21 protein-coding genes are annotated in these 21,685 nt (G+C 63.8%); 19 read left to right on the top strand and 2 right to left on the bottom strand.

Annotated features, from left to right (window positions below; all coding sequences use genetic code 11):
- The first annotated feature begins 73 nt into the window (after positions 1-73).
- Together CQ14_RS40985 and CQ14_RS40980 are read left to right on the top strand one after the other, a co-directional pair.
- A complete protein-coding gene (locus CQ14_RS40985) occupies positions 74-3,313 on the top strand; it encodes a bifunctional cytochrome P450/NADPH--P450 reductase (protein WP_057863408.1) in 3,240 nt (1,079 codons plus the stop codon).
- 166 nt (positions 3,314-3,479) lie between these two features.
- Complete coding sequence (locus tag CQ14_RS40980; protein ID WP_057863407.1) at positions 3,480-4,154, top strand: spermidine synthase; 675 nt, start codon at positions 3,480-3,482, stop codon at positions 4,152-4,154.
- 110 nt (positions 4,155-4,264) lie between these two features.
- Here the strand turns inward: CQ14_RS40980 and CQ14_RS40975 are convergent, their stop codons facing one another.
- Positions 4,265-5,179, bottom strand: a complete 915-nt coding sequence (locus CQ14_RS40975; RefSeq protein ID WP_057863406.1) for an alpha/beta fold hydrolase — start codon at positions 5,177-5,179, stop codon at positions 4,265-4,267.
- A 161-nt stretch (positions 5,180-5,340) separates the two neighbouring features.
- On the opposite strand from CQ14_RS40975, the gene CQ14_RS40970 reads away from it, so the two are divergent.
- The 17 genes from CQ14_RS40970 to CQ14_RS40890 all read left to right on the top strand — a co-directional run bounded on the left by CQ14_RS40970 (position 5,341) and on the right by CQ14_RS40890 (position 20,451).
- Positions 5,341-5,721, top strand: coding sequence for a hypothetical protein (locus tag CQ14_RS40970; RefSeq protein ID WP_057863405.1), 381 nt, complete (start codon positions 5,341-5,343; stop codon positions 5,719-5,721).
- Positions 5,718-6,800, top strand: a complete 1,083-nt coding sequence (locus CQ14_RS40965) for an alpha/beta fold hydrolase (protein WP_057863404.1) — start codon at positions 5,718-5,720, stop codon at positions 6,798-6,800. The genes CQ14_RS40970 and CQ14_RS40965 overlap by 4 nt, the downstream gene beginning before the upstream one ends.
- Positions 6,797-7,390 (top strand): GNAT family N-acetyltransferase, encoded by a 594-nt coding sequence (locus tag CQ14_RS40960; RefSeq protein WP_057863403.1) that lies wholly within the window; start codon positions 6,797-6,799, stop codon positions 7,388-7,390. Before CQ14_RS40965 ends, CQ14_RS40960 begins: the two co-directional genes overlap by 4 nt.
- A 289-nt stretch (positions 7,391-7,679) precedes the next feature.
- On the top strand, positions 7,680-8,156 hold the full coding sequence (locus CQ14_RS40955) for a phasin (protein ID WP_057863402.1): 477 nt from the start codon (positions 7,680-7,682) through the stop codon (positions 8,154-8,156).
- Between the two features lie 224 nt (positions 8,157-8,380).
- Positions 8,381-9,667, top strand: coding sequence for a DUF445 domain-containing protein (locus CQ14_RS40950; protein ID WP_057863401.1), 1,287 nt, complete (start codon positions 8,381-8,383; stop codon positions 9,665-9,667).
- A gap of 184 nt (positions 9,668-9,851) precedes the next feature.
- On the top strand, positions 9,852-10,622 hold the full coding sequence (locus CQ14_RS40945; RefSeq protein ID WP_057863455.1) for an esterase/lipase family protein: 771 nt from the start codon (positions 9,852-9,854) through the stop codon (positions 10,620-10,622).
- Positions 10,623-10,790: 168 nt separating this feature from the next.
- On the top strand, positions 10,791-11,660 hold the full coding sequence (gene paaX, locus CQ14_RS40940) for a phenylacetic acid degradation operon negative regulatory protein PaaX (protein ID WP_057863400.1): 870 nt from the start codon (positions 10,791-10,793) through the stop codon (positions 11,658-11,660).
- Positions 11,661-11,735: 75 nt separating this feature from the next.
- Positions 11,736-12,728 carry a 1,2-phenylacetyl-CoA epoxidase subunit PaaA gene (gene paaA, locus CQ14_RS40935; protein ID WP_057863399.1) on the top strand — a complete coding sequence of 331 codons (993 nt, stop codon included), beginning with the start codon at positions 11,736-11,738 and terminating at the stop codon, positions 12,726-12,728.
- An 11-nt stretch (positions 12,729-12,739) separates the two neighbouring features.
- Positions 12,740-13,027: a 1,2-phenylacetyl-CoA epoxidase subunit PaaB gene (gene paaB, locus CQ14_RS40930; protein WP_027539035.1), complete on the top strand. Its 288-nt coding sequence runs from the start codon at positions 12,740-12,742 to the stop codon at positions 13,025-13,027.
- A 108-nt stretch (positions 13,028-13,135) separates the two neighbouring features.
- Positions 13,136-13,912 carry a 1,2-phenylacetyl-CoA epoxidase subunit PaaC gene (gene paaC, locus CQ14_RS40925; RefSeq protein ID WP_057863398.1) on the top strand — a complete coding sequence of 259 codons (777 nt, stop codon included), beginning with the start codon at positions 13,136-13,138 and terminating at the stop codon, positions 13,910-13,912.
- Positions 13,906-14,409 (top strand): 1,2-phenylacetyl-CoA epoxidase subunit PaaD, encoded by a 504-nt coding sequence (paaD, locus tag CQ14_RS40920; protein WP_057863397.1) that lies wholly within the window; start codon positions 13,906-13,908, stop codon positions 14,407-14,409. Before paaC ends, paaD begins: the two co-directional genes overlap by 7 nt.
- A 103-nt stretch (positions 14,410-14,512) precedes the next feature.
- Complete coding sequence (gene paaE, locus CQ14_RS40915; protein WP_057863396.1) at positions 14,513-15,592, top strand: 1,2-phenylacetyl-CoA epoxidase subunit PaaE; 1,080 nt, start codon at positions 14,513-14,515, stop codon at positions 15,590-15,592.
- A 195-nt stretch (positions 15,593-15,787) separates the two neighbouring features.
- The gene (gene paaI / locus CQ14_RS40910) at positions 15,788-16,240 is read left to right on the top strand and encodes a hydroxyphenylacetyl-CoA thioesterase PaaI (protein WP_057863395.1); all 453 of its coding nucleotides are present in this window, start codon (positions 15,788-15,790) and stop codon (positions 16,238-16,240) included.
- A gap of 25 nt (positions 16,241-16,265) precedes the next feature.
- Positions 16,266-17,597, top strand: a complete 1,332-nt coding sequence (gene paaK / locus CQ14_RS40905; protein WP_057863394.1) for a phenylacetate--CoA ligase PaaK — start codon at positions 16,266-16,268, stop codon at positions 17,595-17,597.
- A 136-nt stretch (positions 17,598-17,733) separates the two neighbouring features.
- Positions 17,734-18,051, top strand: coding sequence for a GIY-YIG nuclease family protein (locus CQ14_RS40900; RefSeq protein ID WP_057863393.1), 318 nt, complete (start codon positions 17,734-17,736; stop codon positions 18,049-18,051).
- Between the two features lie 89 nt (positions 18,052-18,140).
- Entirely contained in the window at positions 18,141-19,154 is a 1,014-nt protein-coding gene (locus tag CQ14_RS40895; protein WP_057863392.1) for a quinone oxidoreductase family protein, read from the top strand.
- 238 nt (positions 19,155-19,392) lie between these two features.
- The gene (locus CQ14_RS40890) at positions 19,393-20,451 is read left to right on the top strand and encodes a YeeE/YedE family protein (protein ID WP_199805742.1); all 1,059 of its coding nucleotides are present in this window, start codon (positions 19,393-19,395) and stop codon (positions 20,449-20,451) included.
- Here CQ14_RS40890 and CQ14_RS40885 read toward each other — a convergent pair.
- Positions 20,448-21,668, bottom strand: coding sequence for a bifunctional alpha/beta hydrolase/OsmC family protein (locus CQ14_RS40885; RefSeq protein ID WP_057863391.1), 1,221 nt, complete (start codon positions 21,666-21,668; stop codon positions 20,448-20,450). The genes CQ14_RS40890 and CQ14_RS40885 overlap by 4 nt on opposite strands.
- Positions 21,669-21,685: the final 17 nt, after the last annotated feature.

The following is a 21,685-nucleotide window of genomic DNA, read 5'->3' as shown; positions in this document are numbered from 1 at the left end:
AAAGAAAGAATGGATTGCTTCGTCGCTGCGCTCCTCGCAATGACGGTTGAGGCAGGCAGGAGAAACTTCGACAATGGCGTCCGTCAACAAACTGAACCCGATCCCGCATCCGCCGAAAAAACCTGTCGTCGGCAACATGCTGTCGCTGGATCCCAACGCGCCGGTGCAGCACCTCGTCAAGCTTTCCAAGGAGCTCGGGCCGATCTTCTGGCTCGACATGATGGGCGCGCCGATCGTCATCGCCTCCGGCCATGATCTGATCGACGAGCTCTCCGACGAGAAGCGCTTCGACAAGACCGTGCGCGGCTCGCTGCGCCGTGTCCGCGCCGTCGGCGGCGACGGGCTGTTCACCGCAGATACCACCGAGCCGAACTGGAGCAAGGCGCACAACATCCTGCTGCAGCCGTTCGGCAACCGCGCGATGCAGTCCTATCACCCGAGCATGGTCGATATCGCCGAGCAGCTCGTCAAGAAATGGGAGCGGCTCAACCCCGACGACGAAATCGACGTCGTGCAGGACATGACGGCGCTGACGCTCGACACCATCGGGCTGTGCGGCTTCGACTACCGCTTCAACTCGTTCTACCGCCGCGACTATCACCCGTTCGTGGAATCGCTAGTGCGCTCGCTCGAGACCATCATGATGACCCGAGGCCTGCCGCTGGAAAATCTCTGGATGCAGAAGCGGCGCAAGACGCTGGCCCAGGACGTCCTCTTCATGAACAAGATGGTCGACGAGATCATCGCCGAGCGCCGCAGCAATGCGGAAGCGGCCGAAGGCAAGAAGGACATGCTCGGCGCCATGATGACCGGCGTCGACCGCACCACCGGCGAGCAGCTCGACGACGTCAACATCCGCTACCAGATCAACACCTTCCTGATCGCGGGCCATGAGACCACCAGCGGGCTTCTGTCGTGCACGATCTATGCGCTGCTCAAGCATCCGGAAATCCTCAAGAAGGCCTATGAGGAAGTCGACCGGGTGCTCGGTCCCGATATCAACGCGAAGCCGACCTATCAGCAGGTCACCCAGCTCACCTACATCACGCAGGTGTTGAAGGAAGCGCTGCGGATGTGGCCGCCGGCGCCCGCTTACGGCATCACGCCGCTGCAGGACGAGACCCTCGGCGGCGGCAAGTACAAGCTCAAGAAAAACACGTTCATCACCGTGCTGGTGATGGCGCTGCACCGCGACCCCAGCGTCTGGGGGCCGAACCCCGACGTGTTCGACCCCGAGAATTTCAGCCGCGAGGCGGAAGCAAAACGCCCGATCAATGCCTGGAAACCGTTCGGCAACGGCCAGCGCGCCTGTATCGGCCGCGGCTTTGCGATGCACGAGGCGGCGCTGGCGATCGGCATGATCCTGCAGCGCTTCAAGCTGATCGACCATCACCGCTACCAGATGCACCTGAAGGAAACGCTGACGGTCAAGCCTGACGGTTTCAAGATCAAGGTGCGTCCGCGCGCTGACAAGGACCGCGGCGCCTTTGCCGGCCGCACTGCGGTCGCGGCTGCCACTTCGGGCGCGGCGGCGCCGCAGGCCCGAACCCGTCCTGGACATAACACGCCGCTACTGGTGCTCTACGGCTCCAACCTCGGCACGGCAGAAGAACTTGCGACGCGGGTGGCAGACCTTGCCGAGGTCAACGGCTTCTCGACCAGGCTCGGCGCGCTCGACGATTACATCGGCAAGCTGCCGGAAGAGGGCGCGCTGATGGTCTTCTGCGCTTCCTACAACGGCGCAGCCCCCGATAACGCCACGCAGTTCGTCAAATGGCTGGACAGCGGCCTGCCGAAGGATGCGTTCGCCAAGGTGCGCTATGCCGTGTTCGGCTGCGGCAACAGCGACTGGGCCGCGACCTATCAATCCGTGCCGCGCATCATCGACGAGCAGTTGGCGGCGCATGGCGCGCGCAGCCTCTATGGCCGCGGCGAGGGCGACGCCCGCAGCGATCTCGACGGCCAGTTCGAAAAATGGTTCGCAGCCGCTGCCCCCGCGGCGATGAAGGAGCTGGGCGTCGATTCCAGTTTCGCCCGCAGCGCCGACGACGCGCCGCTGTATTCGATCGAGCCGGTAGCGCCGTCCGCGGTCAACACCATCGTCACCCAGGGCGGCGTCGCGCCGATGAAGGTGCTGGTCAATTCCGAGCTGCAGAACAAGGCCGGCGCCAATCCTTCCGACCGCTCGACCCGGCATATCGAGGTGGAATTGCCGCCCGGCATCACCTACCGCGTCGGCGACCATCTCAGCGTGGTGCCGCGCAACGATCCGGCGCTGGTGGATTCGGTGGCGCGCCGTTTCGGTTTCCTGCCCGGCGATCAGATCCGGCTGCAGGTCGCGGAGGGCCGCCGCGCGCAACTGCCGGTCGGCGATGTCGTGTCGGTCGGGCGATTGCTGACCGAATTCGTGGAGCTGCAGCAGATCGCGACCCGCAAGCAGATCCAGATCATGTCGGAGCACACGCGCTGCCCCGTCACCAAGCCGAAGCTGCTGGCTTATGTCGGCGACGACGATGCGTCGACCGAGCGTTACCGCGCCGATGTCCTGACCCGGCGCAAATCAGTGTTCGACCTGCTGGAGGAGCATCCGGCCTGCGAACTGCCGTTCCACTGCTATCTCGAAATGCTGTCGCTGCTGGCGCCGCGCTATTATTCGATTTCGTCGTCGCCTTCGACCGACCCGGCGCGCTGCAGCGTCACCGTCGGCGTGGTGGAAGCGCCGGCAAGTTCGGGACGCGGCGTCTACAAGGGCGTCTGCTCCAACTATCTTTCCGGCCGCCGCGTCGGCGACACCGTTCATGCTACCGTGCGCGAGACCAAGGCCGGCTTCCGTCTGCCGGACGATCCTTCGGTCCCTGTGATCATGATCGGGCCCGGCACGGGACTGGCGCCGTTCCGCGGCTTCCTGCAGGAGCGCGCGCATCGCAAGGCGCAGGGTGCAGAACTCGGTCCCGCGATGCTGTTCTTCGGCTGCCGCCATCCCGAACAGGATTTTCTCTATGCGGATGATTTGAAGACCTTCGCCTCCGACGGCATCACCGAGCTGCACACCGCCTTCTCTCGCGCCGACGGACCGAAGACCTATGTGCAGCATCAGGTCGCGGCGCAGAAGGACCGCATCTGGAACCTGATCGAGCAGGGCGCGATCGTCTATGTCTGTGGCGACGGCGGCAAGATGGAGCCGGACGTCAAGGCCGCGCTGGTTGCGATCTATCGCGAAAAGTCGGGCGCGGATGCCGATGCGGGTTCGCGCTGGATCGACGATCTCGGCACGAAGAACCGTTACGTGCTGGACGTCTGGGCGGGCGGATAGATCTTGCTCCACTGTCGTCCTCCGCGAAAGCGGGGGACCAGTACGCCGCGGCGATAGTGAGACGGCGCGTAACACCAAGGCCTCTGGAATACTGGATCGCCCGGTCAAGCCGGGCGACGACAGCGTGTTTCGCGCAACGTCACTCGATCATGCTAAGACGCCCCGCATGATTCCCTGGGAAAAAATCGACACCGCCCGCATTCCCGGCACTAACGACGAACTCCGCCTGATGCGCCGCGGCAAGGAGTTCTCCATCAAGCTCGGCAGCAACGAGCTGATGAACAGCCGCCTGTCGGGCTCCGAGGAGGCGCTCGCCACGCTTGCGGCAAAACAGATCGGGAAGGTCGCCAGCCCGCGTGTGCTCATCGGCGGATTGGGCATGGGCTTTACGCTGCGTGCCGCGCTTGCCGCGTTCGGAAGCAAGGCGCGGATCGTGCAGGCCGAGCTTGTTCCGGCCGTCGTTGCCTGGGCGCGCGGCCCGATGGCCGAGATCTTCGGTGACAGTCTCGCCGATCCTCGCGTGAACATCCGCGAAGGCGATGTTGCCGAGATCATCCGGTCGCATCGCGGCGCCTTCGACGCCATTCTGCTCGATGTCGATAACGGTCCCGAAGGGCTCACCCGAAAAGCAAATGATGCGCTCTACGATTCAGCCGGGCTGAACGCGACACGCACAGCGCTGCGTCCGGGCGGCGTGCTGGCGGTCTGGTCTTCCGGCCCCAACCCGGCATTCGCAAAGCGCCTTCGTGGCGCGCGTTTCGACGTTAACGAAGTCAACATCCGCGCCACCGGCAAAGGCCGCGGCGTGCGCCACGTCATCTGGATCGCGACGAAAATTTAGAAAGTGTAGGGTGGGCAAAGCGCAGCGTGCCCACCATTTCCACCCGATTGTTCGGATGCATGGTGGGCACGGCGCAAGTGCGCCTTTGCCCACCCTACGGCCGTAGTGGCTTACGCCGCCTTCGCCGCGGCCCCATGCGCGTGCTTGGCGATCGCGTCGATGATCTGCGGCCACATCGGGATCGGCAGCGCGTGGCCCATGCCTTCGATCATCAGAAGCTTTGCACCTGATATCGATGCCGCGGTGTCCTTGCCGCCTTCGGGCCGCACCAGCGGATCGACGGTGCCGTGAATGACCAGCGTTGGCGTCTTCACCTGGGCCAGCCGTTCCTTGCGGCTGCCGGAGGCCAGCACCGCCCGCAACTGCCGCCCGACACCGGCCGGATTGAGGCCGCGCTCATAGGTGCGTGCGGCGCGCGCCGGATCGAGCGCCTCGTCTTCGGGGAAGGAGCCGACGCGCAGCACTTTCCAGGTCTTGGCGAAGCGCTCGAAATACTCTTCCTTCGTTGCCGGCGGCGGCGCCATCAGCACGGCGGCAGCCTCGCGCGTTGGCGGCGGAATTTTGGGATTGCCTGTCGTCGACATGATCGAGGTCAGCGAGCGCACCCGCTGCGGGAACGAGAGCGCAACCTCCTGGGCGATCATGCCGCCCATCGATGCGCCGACCAGATGCGCCGACTGGATGCCGAGCGCGTCCATCAGGCCGACCGTGTCCTTGGCCATGTCGATCAGTCTGTAGGTCGAGGCCACCGGGATCTTCAGGAAGCGCTGCTTCAGGAGTTCGAACGGCGTCAGCCGCTTGCCGCCGGTGAGGTGGGAGGACTTGCCGATGTCGCGATTGTCGAAGCGGATGACGCGAAAGCCGCGCGCGGCGAGCTGGCGGCAGAAATCGTCATCCCAATGGATCATCTGGGCGCCGAGGCCCATGATCAAGAACAGGGGTTCCGCGGCCGGATCGCCGAAGATCTCGTAGCAGATGTCGATGCCGTTGGCGTGGGCGATCTGTGGCGGCTGATGGGCAAGCATCGCGTGTGTCTTCCCTCAAGTGATACCGGAGTAACTATGGCACGGTTTCCCGCACCGCAGAAGGCTTGGCAGCGGTTGACCGGCCCGCCGCAACGGTGTGGTATGGGCCAAATACAAGCGAAGCGTGGCAAGCGCTCGTAACCGTGAGGGAGAGGGCGCCTATGGCCGACAAAGGCAACGATCCTGCCGTGATCTGGCAGACGATGATCGGGGAGATGGAGAAGGGGTTCAACTCCTTCGCCAACCAGGCGATGGCGTCGCCTGAATTTTCGCGAGCGATGAACCAGGTCGGCGGCGCGACGGCGGGCGCGCAGAAGCAGCTCGGCGAGCTGATGGAAAAATATCTCTTGGCGATGAACCTGCCGAGCCGGGCGCAGATGGTCGGCATGGCCGAGCGCATCCAGGCCATCGAAGGCCAGCTCAACGAGATCAAGGTGCTGCTGCAGCAGGTGCACCATAACTCGCTCGCTCCGGAGAGCGGCTCCGGCACGCCGCGACCGCCGCGCACCAAGCGTCCGCCATCGGAGGGAGAGCAAAAATGAACGCTCCCACCGGCCTCGATTTCGCTTCCATCTCAGAGCGGGTCCAGTCCGAGGTGCAGCGCGCGATCCAGCGCAGCATCAAGGGCGTCGAATATTTTTCCTCGTCCGGTCCCTCGCTCGGCTCGACGCCAAAGGACATCCTGGCCGTCCGCGGCACCATGAACCTTTACCACTACCGCCCGATCGCGGATGAAATCTACCGCGTGCCGATCCTGATCGTGATGGCCACCACCAACCGCGGCTACATCCTCGATATGGTGCCCGGCCAGAGCTTCATCGAGTTTCTGTTGAAGCGCGGCTACGACGTCTACATGCTGGACTGGACCGCGCCGAAGCCGGAAGAGAAAAGCTTGCGGATGGAGGACTACGTCCTCGACTTCATTCCGGACTGCATCCGTCGCGTGCAGCAGGATTCCGGCGAAAAGGACGTCAGCATCATCGGCTATTGCTTCGGCGGCGTGCTGTCGCTGCTGTACGGCTCGATCTTCCACGACGGGCCGATGAAGAACCTGATCTGCTTCACCACGCCGATCGACTTCCGCGAGATGAAGCTGTTCTCGAACTTCTCCGACCGCCGCTATTTCGATGTCGACCGCCTGATCGACACCACCGGCAACATGCCGCCCGAACTGATCCTGCAGTCGTTCGAGATGCTGCGGCCGGGCTCGCGCGTCGCGAGCCAGGTACAGCTCTGGGACAACATCTGGAATGACGAATACGTCAAAGCCTACCGGATGATGGATCGCTGGGGCACTGATACCTTGCCGCTGGCCGGCGAGTACTTTCGCGCCATCACCAAGGACCTGATGTGGGACAACAAGCTCTACAACGACACCATGACGGTCGGCGGGCGCGAGGCGAAGCTTGCCAACATCAAGGTGCCGATCCTGCATGCGGTCGCCGAGCACGATCACATAGTGCCCTATGACGCCGCCAAGCATCTGATCGTCAAGATCGGCTCATCGGACAAGGAAGAGGTGGTGCTGAAGGGCGGTCACGTCAGCGTCGTCGCCGGCGCCAACGCCATCAAGCGGCTGTGGCCGAAACTGGATTCCTGGCTAGGTAAGAGATCAACATGAGCGAGACACGTTCCTATCCGCGCCACGTCAAGACCGACGCGGGCGACATCGAATTTCGACTGATGGCCCGCGCCGATGAGCCGGCCGTGCTGGCGTTTGCGCAAAAGCTTCCGACGCATGATCTGCTGTTCCTGCCGCGCAATATCAGCCAGCCAAAGGTGTTGTCGGCCTGGGTCAACGAGATCGAGCGCGGCGCCATCACGAGCCTGCTGGCGGTAAAGAACGGGACGGTGGTCGGCTGCGGCACGCTGGTTTGCGACCCGCATTCCTGGTCGCCCCATGTCGGTGGCATCAGGATGGTGGTGTCGCTTGATGTCCGCGGGCAGGGGGTCGGCCGGGCGCTCTCCCAGGAGACCTTTGCGCTGGCGCTTGGGGCCGGGCTGGAAAGGCTGACGGTGCAGATGACGGTCGACCAGCAGGCGGCGATCACACTGTTCGAAAGCCTGGGCTTCAAGGCCGAGGCGCTGCTGCGGGACCATGTCCGGGACGTCGACGGCAAGAAGCACGACATCGTCGTCCTCGGGCACAATGTGGCGCAGGTCCGGGCCCAGATGGAGGCCTACGGGTTGCCGGGGGCGGTCCAGCACTGACCGGGCGGGCACCGCCCGGACACTGACCGACCGGACACCGCCCGGACAAAAACTCGCAAAACAACCCCATGCAAAGTAGGCCGGCCAAGCTCCGGCCTTAGACTAAAGTGGAACTTTTGCCGGTTCGCTCGGCAAAGCGCTCATTTGGCGGGCTCCTCACGATTTCGTGATATCGCGATGCAACATTGATGTTGCGACGCACCATTAACTATGGCACAACACTCGTGCCCCGGGCCAAACCGGACGGGGTGAGCCCCGTTGCTCAAACCTGAGGATGGAGAGACCCCCAATGACCACCGATACCAATTCCGTGCTGAACACCGTCAAGGAAGCCTTCGCGCCCGTCACCGAGGCGTTCACCAAGCTCCAGAACCTGGAAGTTCCGGAAGCCGCCCGTGAGTTCGTGAAGAAGCAGGCCGAGACCGCGAAGGTTCGCGCTGCCGACTTCCACGCCGGTTCCGAGAAGGTCACCGCCGCGATCGAGACCGCCGTTGCCGGTTCGGTCACCGAGGCCGCCAAGATCAGCCGTAACATCCAGCAGGCGCTGTACCAGGACGCGGAAGCGTTCTTCGCCGGCATCGACAAGCTCGCTTCGGCCAAGTCGCTGAGCGAAGCCGCCCAGATCCAGTCGGACCTGGTCCGTGCGCGTGGCGAAGTGCTCGTCTCGCGGGCGAAGGCCTCCAGCGAGTATCTCGGCAAGCTCGTCGCCGACGGTGCCAAGACCGCACAGGACAATTTCTCCAAGGTCTATTCCAAGACCGCCTGATCGCGATCGCCTGACAACTGCTCAATTCGAAGGCCCGCTTAGGCGGGCCTTCTTTTTGTCGGGCGTCGGCATAGATCAATGCTGCATCCTCCTCCGTCATTGCGAGGAGCGAAGCGACGAAGCAATCCACCTCAGCTTTCCGCCCGAGGTGAGGTGGATTGCTTCGCTGCGCTCGCAATGACGGAGTAGGCTGACGCAGGCGCGAATCTCCTTCGAAAGCCGTCATGACGCTTCCCGCCACCTTCGTCATCGACACGCCCGGCGACGCCGCGCGCGCCGCCGAGTTGCGGCGCGTGAAGTTGCTGGCGACAGGAGTGTTGGCGGCGACGTTTGTCGTTTTTCTCGGCGCGAAGGCGCTGGTGCCGGTACATCCGGTATTCGGCTTCATCGCAGCTTTTGCGGAAGCGGCGACCATCGGCGGCCTCGCCGACTGGTATGCGGTCGTGGCGTTGTTCAAACGGCCGCTGGGCCTGCCGATCCCGCACACCGCGATCATCCAGAGCAACCAGCACCGCATAGCCGACAAGCTCGGCGAATTCATCGAGCAGCATTTCCTCGAAGCCGCGCCCGTCGAAGCAAAACTGCGGCAGATCGATTTCGGCTCGTTCATTGCCGACTGGCTGCGCGACCGCAAACGCAGCCAGGATCTTGCGCGCTTTGCGCTGCGGCTGTTGCCCGAGGCGGTGGCGGCGACCGAGAATTCCGGCCTGATGACCTTCGTGAGCCGCCGCATCACGGCGCAATTGATGGCGATCGATCTGGCGCCGCTTGCCGCCGGCACCTTGCGTACGTTCGTGAAGGAAGGCCGTCATCAGGGTCTGCTCGACGATCTCCTGCGCGGCGTGCATGAGACGATGACGCAGGCCGAGACGATGGCGATGATCCGCGAAAAAATCCGCGCGGAATTGCCGACGCTCTTAAAACTCTATCGCGCCGACAAGTTTCTGGTGAACAAGATCGTGGCTTCCGCCACCGCGTTCTTCGAGGAAGTCCGCAACGATCCCGCCCATCCGTTCCGCGGCGAGTTCGACCGCATGGTGCTGACCTTCGTCGACCGCCTCGGCACCGATCCGGTGTATGCCGAGAAGATCGCCGGCCTGAAGCGCGATCTGCTGGCGCGGCCCGAACTGGCCGGCCTTGCGCGCCACATCTGGGCGAACGTACGCTCGTTCTTCGAGCGCAGCGCCTCGGGCGAGACGCAGGTGCTGGAGCAGTATCTCGTGCGCATGTTCGTAACAGCAGGCGAGGCCTTGGCCAGCGACGCCGAACTGCGCGCCGAAATCAACCAGGGTCTCGTGGCGGTGCTGCGAACCGTCGTCGCCGAACAGAAGAGCGGCGTCTCGACCTTCATCTCCGATCAGGTCAAGTCGTGGGACATGGGGCAGTTGATCTCGCTGATCGAGATCAATATCGGCCGCGACCTGCAATACATCCGCTTCAACGGCTCGCTGATCGGCGGGCTTGCAGGGCTGGCGCTTTACACGCTCGAATACCTGCTGCGGCTGTTGTGACTAATTCATCACGTCAACGCTTTTACTTTTCCCAAGTGTGATCTGGCCCGCTTGCAAGAGCAAAACCGGTTCCCTAGCTTTTTATGGAGCAATGTTGCGTTGCGAACGATTCTGCTGCGTTGCGTCTAACTGAACCAGTGGCCTGGCTGCCGAGACGTAAGGGGCCAGCCCGAGAGGAGACATGATGTCCGTTGCTACACAGACGCTTGCGCCGCCGTCCAGGACCCTGATGTTTCTGGAGGGCCGTGCCATTTCCGAATTGGGGGCGTTTCTCGGCGCCTTGCCGCTGCTGAGCCTCGCGCCGCGCGGGGACGGCCATCCGGTGCTGGTGCTGCCCGGGCTCGTTGCTTCCGACACCTCGACCCGGCCGCTGCGGACTTTCCTGCGCAATCGCGGCTACGTCGTCAGTGGCTGGCGGCAGGGCCGCAATCTCGGCCTGCGCCACGGCGTGCAGGACGCGATGGTCGATCTGGTGCAGGAGTTGAACGACACGCATGGCCGCAAGGTCTCGCTGGTCGGCTGGAGCCTCGGCGGCCTCTACGCGCGTCAGCTCGCCAAGATGATGCCGGGGCGCGTGCGCTCGGTGATCACGCTCGGCAGCCCGTTTGCGTCGGGCCCGAAGGCGACCAACGCCTGGCGCGTCTACGAGATCGCAAGCGGCCGCCGCGCCGACGAAGAGGATGCCCGTTTCGGCGGCGCGCTGTCGTCGACGCCGCCGGTGCCGACTACCGCCATCTTCAGCCGTACCGACGGCATCTGCGCCTGGCAGGGCTGCATGGAGAAGACGTCGGCGACATCGGAGAGCATCGAGGTCGAGAGTAGCCATTGCGGCATGGGCCATCATCCCGCCGTCGTCTACGCGGTCGCCGATCGCCTGGCCCAGCCGGAAGGCGAGTGGGCGCCGTTCGATCGCAGCGGCTGGCGCGGCCTGGTCTATCCGAACCCGCATCGGTAGACTTCTTTTCCCGGCCATGGTTCGAGACGCGCGGCTTTGCCGCGCTCCTCACCATGAGGACCTCCCTGGTTGCCCTCATCCTGAGGAGCCGCGAAGCGGCGTCTCGAAAGATGAAGCCCGGCTGGCCGCCATTGTCGCTCTCCCGAAAAACGCGCTATGCGTTGAGGCATGTCGCCGCCGCTTGCCCGCATCATCCAGCAGTTGAAGCGCGAACCGTCGCGCACCGGCTCGATCGTCATCACCGTGTTCGGTGATGCCATCGTGCCGCGCGGCGGCTCGGTCTGGCTCGGCACGTTGCTCGAATTCTTCGAGCAACTCGACATCGACGCCAGCGTGGTGCGCACCGCGATGTCGCGGCTCACTGCCGATGGTTGGTTCGAGCGCAATAAAGTCGGCCGCAACAGCTTCTATCGTCTGGTGCAGAGTGGGCGGCAAACTTTTGATATCGCAACGAAACATATCTACGGCCCGCCGGCCTCCGACTGGACCGGCCGGTTCGAACTGCTGCTGATCGGCAATGGCGAAGACCGCGACGCTTCGCGCGAGGCGCTGAAGAACGCAGGCTTCGGCAGTCCGCTGCCGGGGGTGTGGGTGGCGCCCTCGGGCGTGCCGGTGCCGGAAGAAGCCGCGGGCGCCATCCGTCTCGAAGTCTCCGCCGAAGACGACAGCGGCCGGCGCCTGCTCAGCGAAAGCTGGCCGCTCGATCGCACCGCCGACGCCTATCAGAAGTTCATGAAAACCTTCGCTCCCTTGCGGGAGTGGATCGGACGTGGCGAGCGGCTGACGGAAGCCGACGCCTTTACCGCGCGCGTGCTGCTGATCCACCATTACCGCCGCGTCGTGCTGCGCGACCCATTGCTGCCGACGGCGCTGCTGCCTGCGGACTGGCCGGGCAGGGCCGCCCGGACGCTGTGCGGCGAGATCTATCGCGCGCTGCTTCCCGCGTCCGAACAATGGCTTGACCGCCATGCCACCAACGAAAACGGCCCCTTGCCGAAGCCCGGCGCGGAACTTTCGAGGCGCTTCGGCGATCCGTAAATATGTTACAGAATTATATTGCATATCGTAGTTTCTGTTATATATTGCCTCCCAACAAATACCGGGAGGTCCGCCATGTACACGCAGGCGCTCAATACGTCCGACGGCGACGAACGCCACATTGAGGACGCCGAACGCGCCACGCAGTTTCAGGCGCGCATCGATGCCGACGAGCGCATCGAGCCGAACGACTGGATGCCGGCGGCTTACCGCAAGACGCTGACGCGGCAGATTTCCCAGCACGCGCATTCCGAAATCGTCGGCATGCTTCCCGAAGGCAACTGGATCACCCGCGCGCCGTCGCTGCGCCGGAAGGCCGCGCTGCTCGCAAAAGTGCAGGACGAATGCGGCCACGGGCTCTATCTCTACGCCGCCGCCGAAACCCTCGGCTCCTCGCGCGAAGAACTGGTCGACGCGATGCTGGGGGGGAAGGCAAAGTATTCCTCGATCTTCAACTATCCGACGCTGACCTGGGCCGATATCGGCACCATCGGCTGGCTGGTCGACGGCGCGGCGATCATGAACCAGATCCCGCTGTGCCGCTGCTCCTACGGCCCGTATGCGCGCGCGATGATCCGCGTCTGCAAGGAGGAATCCTTCCATCAGCGCCAGGGCTTTGAGATCATGCTGACGCTGTGTCGCGGCACTGCCGAACAGAAGGCGATGGCGCAGGATGCGCTGAACCGCTGGTGGTGGCCGGTGCTGATGATGTTCGGTCCGCCCGACCAGGTCAGCCAGCACTCGGACACCTCGACCAAATGGAAGATCAAGCGCTTCTCCAATGACGAGCTGCGCCAGAAATTCGTCGATGCCACGGTGCCGCAGGCCCAGTTCCTCGGGCTGACCTTTCCCGATCCCGGCATGAAGCAAAACGAAGCCGGCAATTGGGAATACAGTGCGATCGACTGGGAGGAATTCAAGCAGGTGCTGGCCGGTAACGGCCCCTGCAATCGCGACCGCATGGCCGCGCGGCGCAAGGCGCACGACGACGGCGCCTGGGTGCGCGAGGCCGCGATGGCCTATGCGGAGAAGCGCAAGCAGCGCGCCGCCTTGCAGGCCGCAGAGTAGGGAGACGAATAATGGCGACGCCGAACATTCCGCTCTGGGAAGTCTTTATCCGCAGCCGCAACGGGCTGGCGCACAAGCATGTCGGCTCGCTGCATGCAACCGACGCCACGCTGGCGCTGCAGGCCGCTCGCGACATCTACACCCGCCGCGGCGAGGGCCTCTCGATCTGGGTGGTGCCGTCGAACGCGATCACGGCGTCCGATCCTTCTGAGAAGGGCATGATGTTCGAGCCGGCGGAATCCAAGATCTACCGGCACCCGACGTTTTACGACGTGCCGGATGAAGTCGGGCATATGTGACGCCGTCATTGCGAGCGCAGCGAAGCAATCCATCGCGCCGCAACGGAAGAATGGATTGCTTCGTCGCTTCGCTCCTCGCAATGACGATTGAACAGGCAGGTGTCTAAAATGACCGTCGCCAACATCTCCGTCTCCGAAACCCCGCTGGTGCTCTACACCCTGCGCCGCGCCGACGATGCGTTGATCCTCGGCCATCGCCTGTCGGAGTGGTGCGGCCATGCGCCGATGCTGGAAGAGGACATGGCACTCGCCAATATGGGACTGGATCTGCTCGGTCAGGCCCGCGAACTCTATTCCTACGCCGCAAAGGTTGAGGGCAGGGACAACGACGAGGACAAGTTCGCCTACCTTCGCGATGTCAGGCAGTACCGCAATCTCCTGCTGCTCGAACAACCCAACGGCGACTTCGCGCGCACCATGGTGCGGCAGTTCTTCTATGCGACCTTTGCCGATCTCTACTGGCGCGCGATGATGCGCTCCAGCGATCTTACGCTGGCGGCGATTGCGGCGAAATCGGAAAAGGAAAGCGCCTATCATGTCCGCCATTCCTCGGAGTGGATCGTCCGCCTCGGCGACGGTACCGAGGAAAGCCACCGCCGGACGCAATCGGCCATCGATGAACTCTGGGCTTTCACCGGCGAGATGTTCGCCGTTGATGACAGCGAGCGCGGCCTGATCGACGCCCGTATTGCGGTTGATCCGGCAGCGTTGCACCCGCAGTGGCTCAAAACGGTGTCCAGCGTCGTCAGCGAGGCGACGCTCGCGCTACCGAAGAGCGACTGGATGCAGCAGGGCGGCCGCAGCGGCCGACACAGTGAGCATCTCGGCCATCTTCTCAGCGAGTTGCAATCGATGCAGCGGACGTTTCCGGGGGCGACATGGTGACGGCGGTTCTCAGCGATACCGATCTGCGCCGGCGTGCCTGGGAGGTGGCCGCGCAGGTGGTCGATCCCGAAATCCCCGTGCTCACCATCGCCGATCTCGGCGTGCTGCGCGATGTCAGGGTTCGTGACGGCCGCGTCGAGGTGGCGATCACGCCGACCTATTCGGGCTGTCCTGCCATGAACATGATCGCGCTCGAGATCGAACTGGCGCTGGAGCGCGCCGGTATCGGGCGGCCGACCATCCGAACCGTGCTGTCGCCGGCCTGGACCACCGACTGGATGAGCGAGGACGGCCGCAACAAGCTGCGTGCCTATGGCATCGCGCCGCCGCAAGCGTCGAGTTCGCGCCGCGCGCTGTTCGGAGAGCAGCAGGTATCGTGCCCGCAATGCGGTTCCGGGAATACGGAGCTGCTGTCGGAGTTCGGCTCGACCTCCTGCAAGGCGCTGTGGCGTTGCAAGGCCTGCCGTGAACCCTTTGATTATTTCAAGTGTCATTGAGGCCCTCTATGCCGTCATTGCGAGCGAAGCGAAGCAATCCATCGAGCCGCAGAGAAGGTGTGGATTGCTTCGCTGCGCTCGCAATGACGGTGGGAAAACACTGATGTCCCACGCCCCACGTTTCCACCGCTTGGCCGTCAACGATCTTCGCCGCGAAGCCGCTGACGCCGTGTCGATGACATTCGTCATTCCGAAGGAGCTGGAGGGCGACTACAGCTTTACGCCCGGCCAATACCTCACCTTGCGCACGACGATGGACGGCGAGGAAGTGCGCCGGTCCTATTCGATCTGCTCCGGTCCCGACGACGGCGAATTGCGCATTGCCGTCAAGAAGGTCGATGGCGGCGCGTTCTCGAACTGGGCCGCGGATGAATTGAAAGCCGGCGACGAGCTCGATGTGATGACGCCGACCGGCCGTTTCGGCATCGCGCATGCGCCCGCGGAGGCGCGGGTCTATGTCGGCTTTGCCGCCGGCAGCGGCATCACGCCGATCCTGTCGATCGTCAAGGGCGTGCTGGCGCGCGAGCCGAGCAGCCGCTTCTTCCTGTTCTACGGCAACCGCTCGACCACGAGCATGCTGTTCCTCGAAGAGCTGGAGGAGTTGAAGGACCGCTTCATGCAGCGGCTGTCGCTGTTCCACGTCATTTCGGGCGAGGAGCAGGACATTCCGATCCTGCACGGCCGGCTCGACGGCGAAAAGGTGCGCGTGCTGCTGCGTTCGCTGGTGCCGGCGGCAAGCGTCGATCACGTCTTCATCTGCGGCCCGATGGGCATGAGCGAAGACATCGAGGCGACCTGCCGCGAGATTGGGATCGCTGATGATCGCATTCACGTCGAGCGCTTCGTCTCGGAGTTCGGCGGCAAGCCGCGTCCGAAGAAAGTTATCGAGACGTCCGCGCCGCCCAAGGCGATGGCGTCGCTGATCATCGATGGCAAGCGCCGCGAGGTGCCGGTCGCCGAGGAGGAATCCATCCTCGATGCCGCCTTGCGCGCCGGCATGGATCTGCCGTTCGCCTGCAAGGGCGGCATGTGCTCGACCTGCCGCGCCAAGCTGGTCGAGGGTGACGCGCAGATGGAGCTCAATTATTCGCTGGAGCCGTGGGAATTGAAGGCAGGCTTCATCCTGACCTGCCAGGCCCGGCCGTGTTCGGACAAGGTCGTGGTGGATTACGATCATGTGTGACAGACTGTTTCCCTCATGGTGAGGAGCGCGAAGCGCGTCTCGAACCATGCGGGCCCGTCTGTGGCCTGCATCCTTCGAGACGCCCGCTAAGCGGGCTCCTCAGGATGAGGGTTTGGACTAACGAGGCTTGAAAACAAGCCCGTACGCACAGGGAGAGAACGTCGTGGAACCGTCTCGCAGAGCGGGCTATCAGCTATGAACGTCGCGCTTTCGCCGGACGAGATCGCCCGCGCCTGCGCGGATGCGATGTGGAAGGAAGACGACGCCAGCAAGGGCCTCGGCATGAAGATTGTCGAGGTAAAACCCGGCTTCGCGACGCTGACGATGACGGTGCAGCCGCACATGGTCAACGGCCAGCGTATCGCCCATGGCGGCTTCATTTTTCTCCTCGCGGATTCCACCTTCGCCTTTGCCTGCAACTCGCGCAATGAGCGCACCGTCGCCGCGCAATGCGACATCGCCTTCATCCGGCCGGGCAAGCTCGGCGACGTGCTGGTCGCGACCGCGCGCGAAATTTCGCGTAACGGCCGTTCCGGCATCTATGACGTTCGCGTTACCGCCGGCGACGTCGTGATCGCCGAGTTCCGCGGCCATTCCCGCACCATCGCCGGCACATGGCTGCCGGATGCGGGCAACGATGCCGGTTAAGAATACAGACCAAGGGGAACGCACCATGGCCATGGCAAAATTGAAATCCAGCGGAAGCGGTTACAGCGCTGAATTGGACGAGGCCGAACGCGCCTCGCGCGACGAGATCATGGCGCTGCAGACGAAGCGCCTCGCCTGGTCGCTCAAGCACGCCTACGACAATGTGGCGCATTACAGGAAGGCGTTCGATGCGGCCGGCGTGCATCCGTCCGATTTCAGAGAGCTTTCCGATCTCGCCAAATTCCCGTTCACGGTGAAGACCGATCTGCGCGACAACTATCCCTTCAACATGTTCGCGGTGCCGCGCGAAAAACTCGTCCGTGTTCATGCGTCCTCAGGCACGACCGGCAAGCCGATCGTGGTCGGCTATACGCAAGGCGACATCGACGTCTGGTCGGAGGTGATGGCGCGGTCGATCCGCGCCGCCGGCGGTCGCACCGGCATGATCATTCACAATGCCTACGGCTATGGCCTGTTCACCGGCGGCCTCGGCGCGCATTACGGCGCGGAGAAACTCGGCTGCACCGTGGTGCCGGTTTCCGGCGGCATGACCGAGCGTCAGGTGCAACTCATCAACGATTTCAGGCCCGACATCATCACGGTGACGCCGAGCTACATGCTGGCTATCCTCGACGAATTCAAGCGGCAGGGCCTCGACCCCAGAAAATCGTCGCTGAAGTTCGGCATCTTCGGCGCCGAGCCCTGGACCAACGCGATGCGCGCCGAGATCGAACAGGCTTTTGACATGGACGCGACCGACATCTACGGGCTGTCGGAAGTGATCGGCCCAGGCGTCGCGCAGGAATGCGTGGAGACCAAGGACGGCCTGCATATCTGGGAGGATCATTTCTACCCTGAAGTCATCGATCCCGAGACTGGCGCGGTGCTGCCGGACGGCGAGAGGGGCGAACTGGTGTTCACCTCGCTGACCAAGCAGGGCTTTCCGATCATCCGCTACCGCACCCGCGACCTGACGCGATTGCTGCCCGGCACCGCGCGCCCCGGCATGCGGCGGATGGAGAAGGTGACCGGCCGGTCCGACGACATGATCATCCTGCGTGGCGTCAACGTGTTCCCGACCCAGATCGAGGAAGCGCTGCTCGCCACCGACTGGTGCGGCGGCCATTTCATCATCGAGCTGACGCGCGAGGGGCGGATGGACGAGATGACCGTGCTTGCCGAAGCCCGCCCCGAAAGCTGGGACGGCAGCGGGCTGCTGCCGCACGCCGAAAAGGTCGCGGTCTTCATCAAGAACACCATCGGCATCACCGCTCGCATCAAGGCCGTCGCGCCGAACACGCTGGAACGTTCGCTCGGCAAGGCGAAACGGGTTTACGACAAGCGGCCGAAAGCCTAGTTTTCTCCCCTCATGGTGAGGAGGCGCGAAGCGCCGTCTCGAACCATGAGGCCACAGGCGGGCCTGCATCCTTCGAGACGCTTGCTACGCAAGCTCCTCAGGATGAGGAGTTGGAGCGAATGATACAGAGGCCGGAATGACGGAAGGAGCCTTTCTCTACATCGTCCGCTGCGCCGATGGGAGTTTTTACATTGGAACGACGCGAACGGCGTTGGAAATAAGGATTGCCCAGCACAAAGCAGGGACGTTTGACGGGTACACGTGCACTAGACTGCCCGTGACGCTGGTTTTCTCACAATGGTTCGATCGGGTGACCGATGCCATAGAGAATGAGCGCAAGTTGAAGAAATGGAGCCGGGCGAAGAAGGAGGCTTTCATTCGAGGTGACTTCACGGCCTTGAAAGAACTTTCCGCGCGCAGGTCGCGGCACCCTCCGAAGCCGACGGAAATTTGACAAGCCTCTTGCACTAAACGGCCGGTCGGCTAGTCATGGGCCACGCGGCTATCTGCCGCCGAATAGCGCTCAAGCCATCCGGGGATATCGTGAAGCCGGCTTCCAGGTCAGATAGCCAATCAGTCCAGGCCCGCTGCGTCCGCCTGCCGGCGAAGGTCACCGACGCCGCTTCACTCGCGCCTGTGATCGAAGCGCACGCGCTCTCACGTGGCGAAAACGATCTGCTGATCGAGGTCAGGGCCGCGGCCGTCAACCCATCCGACGTAAAGGCGGCGACCGGGCTGATGCCCTATGCCGTCTTTCCGCGCACGCCCGGTCGTGACTATGCGGGGGTCGTGATCGATGGGCCGCAGGGGTGGATCGGGCGTGAAGTGTTCGGCTCCTCCGGCGATCTCGGCATTCGCCGGGACGGCACGCATGCCTCGCATCTCGTGGTCGAGCTTGATGCCGTGGTGGAGAAGCCGAAAAGCATTTCATGGGAAGAGGCCGCCGGTATCGGCGTGCCCTTCGTTACCGCAATGGAAGGACTGCGCCGCGCCGGCATTCCGAAAGCGGGCGAGACCGTGCTGGTGATGGGCGTCAACGGCAAGGTCGGGCAGGCGGCGGTGCAGATCGCGACCTGGCACGGCGCGCGTGTGATCGGCGTCGTGCGCAAGGCCGAGGCTTACGAAGGCCACGCCAATTCAAAGGTGGAGGTCATCGATGCCTCTGCGACCGATGTCGCGGCGCGCGTGCGCGAACTCACCGGCGGCAAGGGCGCCGATATCGTGTTTAACACGGTGGGCGATCCCTACTTCCAGGCCGCGCACCAATCGCTGGCGTTGCGCGGCCGGCAGATCCTGATCGCGGCGGTCGATCGCATCGTGCAGTTCAACATTCTGGAGTTCTATCGCGGCCAGCACACTTATGTGGGCATCGATACGCTCGGTCTGTCCTCGGTCGCGACAGGGACGGTGCTGCGCGAACTCGCTCCCGGCTTTGCCGGCGGCCATCTCAAGCCGTTCCCGATCAAGTCAAGTGCAATCTATCCGCTGGAACAGGCGAAGGCTGCCTTCATCGCGGTGGCCGGCTCATCGCGGGACCGGGTGATCCTGCGGCCTTGAAGACAGGCATTCGCTGCAGGCGCGGGATTCCATCATTTTTTCATGGGGAATAAACCTGCCGTCCGCCAATTGGAGGCAGCGATTTTGTTCTGTCGTCGGCGATGTCGGCGATCAATTCATTCTCTGGATCGTTAGTCCGTGGACGGGCGCACCTTTCCAACATATTAGCAACCGCTGAAATTGCGTCCTATGTGAGCGGTGACGGCTGGATCGGCCGCGAGGGAACAGGGAAACGCCAGTGCTGGACAGTGCCAATATCGTCGTGGTCAGCGGGTTATTGATCGGCCTCGTCTATGGATCGGTGGGATTGTTGAGCGGATTCTGCCTGCTCAGCAGCCTCAGGGGTTTTTGGGCCGAGGGCGATGGCCGGCTGGTGCGCAGCTACGCGCTGGCGATTGGCGTGGCGGTTGCCATGACGCAGTTGCTGGCTGCGGGCGGGTTCGTCGATATCGGCAAGTCGATCTATCTGCAGTCTTCCTTCTCCGCGCCGGTGATGTTCTTTGGTGGGCTGTTGTTCGGCTACGGCATGGTGCTGTCGAACGGCTGCGGCTCGCGTGCGCTGGTGCTGCTCGGGCGCGGCAATCTCCGTTCCTTTGTGGTGGTGGTCGTGCTGGCGATTTTCGCGCAGATGACGCTGAAGGGCCTGATCGCGCCGTCGCGCATCGCAATGGTCGGCGCGTCACAGACAACGACCACCGCGAACTCGGTGCCGGCCTTGCTCGCCGGCGCGGGCCTGAGTGCAACAGCTGCGCGCATGCTGGCCGCGTCGATCATCTCCGCGGCGCTGATCATCTTTGCCTTTGCGCATCAGGCGTTCCGGCGGTCGCCTGGCCAGATCGCCGCCGGCCTCGTGATCGGCCTGCTGGTGGCCGCAGGCTGGTTTGCCTCCGGCTATCTCGGCGCCGACGACTTCAACCCGGTGCCGGTGACTTCGCTCACCTTCATCGCGCCGATCGCGGACGCGCTGCAATATGTCATGCTGTCGACGGGCTCGACGCTCAATTTCGGTATCGTCACGGTGTTCGGCGTGTTCGCCGGCAGTCTCGCAACGGCGCTATTGACGGGCCGCTTCCAGCTCGAAGGCTTTCAGTCGCCGCGCCACATGCTGCGCTCGGGCGGCGGTGCCGCGCTGATGGGTGCGGGCGGCGTCATGGCATTCGGCTGCTCGATCGGGCAGGGGCTGACCGGATTTTCCACGCTGGCGCTGGCGTCATTGATTGCCTTCGCCGGCATTCTCGTCGGCACCGCCGCGGGCCTGCGTGGCGCACTGCGCGTCCGCCCGCTGGCAGCGGCTTAATCCGCCGCCTTCGTCACGATCCGGATCTCCGACTTCAGCGTCCGGTGCACCGGGCACTTGTCGGCGATCTCCATCAGCCGCGCGCGCTGGTCGGCATCGAGCGCGCCTTCGATTGTGATCACTCGGTCGATCTGATCCAGCATGCCCTCCCGCGTTTCGCATTCCTCGCAATCCCTCGCGTGGATCTTGCTGTGCTTCAGCGTCACGGTGACGCGCTCCAGCGGCAGCGATTTGCGGTCGGCATACATCCGCATCGTCATCGACGTGCAGGCGCCAAGGCCGGTGAGCAGGAAATCATAGGGGCCCGGTCCGGTATCCTGGCCGCCGGCGGCAAGCGGCTCGTCCGCCAGCATCTCATGCGGACCTGCGGTGACGATCTGCTGGAACTTGCCGTTGCGGGTTTCGCGCACCACGACATTGCGCGGCGCCTCGCTTGCCGCCGCAGGCTGCGCGGCAATGGGCTCGATATAGCGCTCGGCCCAGGCGGCGATGATGCCGGCGACATAGGCGGCATCGCGCTTACCGCTCAGCAGATGATCCGCGCCCGATAGTGAAACGAAACTCTTGGGGTGCCTAGCCGCGACGAAGATCTTCGTCGCATTGTCGATCCCGACCGTGTCGTCGGTCGGCGAATGCATGACCAGCAGCGCCTTGTGAAGTTTTGCGATGTGCACCGCCAGGCTGTGCTCGGCGATGTCGTCGAGGAATTCGCGCTTGATGTGAAACGGCCGTCCGGCGAGCTGAACTTCTACCTTGCCCTGCGCGCGGATGTCCTCGATGCGATCCCTAAACAGATGCGTGACGTGCACGGGATCGGAAGGCGCGGCGATGGTCACGACCGCCTTGGCCTCCGGGATCTGCCCCGCAGCGGCAAGGATCGCGGCGCCGCCGAGGCTGTGCCCGATCAGGAGCGCAGGCGCGCCGCGGGTTTCACGCAGATGAACGGCGGCGCGGACGAGGTCGGCGACGTTGGAAGAGAAGGTCGAGTTGGCGAAATCGCCTTCGCTGGAGCCGAGGCCCGTAAAATCGAACCGCAGCACCGCGATGCCCCGTGCAGCCAGCGCGGTCGCAATGCGCTTGGCGGCCAGCACATCCTTGCCGCAGGTGAAGCAATGCGCGAACAGCGCATAGGCGTGCACCGGTCCATCCGGCATATCCAGCGCGGCGGCGAGCTGATGACCGCCTTCGCCGGTGAATTGGAAGCGTTCCGTCGGCACAGGCGTTCTCCTCGCTT

This window comes from Bradyrhizobium lablabi (assembly GCF_001440475.1).
Lineage (GTDB): Bacteria > Pseudomonadota > Alphaproteobacteria > Rhizobiales > Xanthobacteraceae > Bradyrhizobium > Bradyrhizobium lablabi.
Note: the sequence above shows the minus strand (reverse complement) of the source record. Positions and strands in the feature narration are given on the sequence as shown.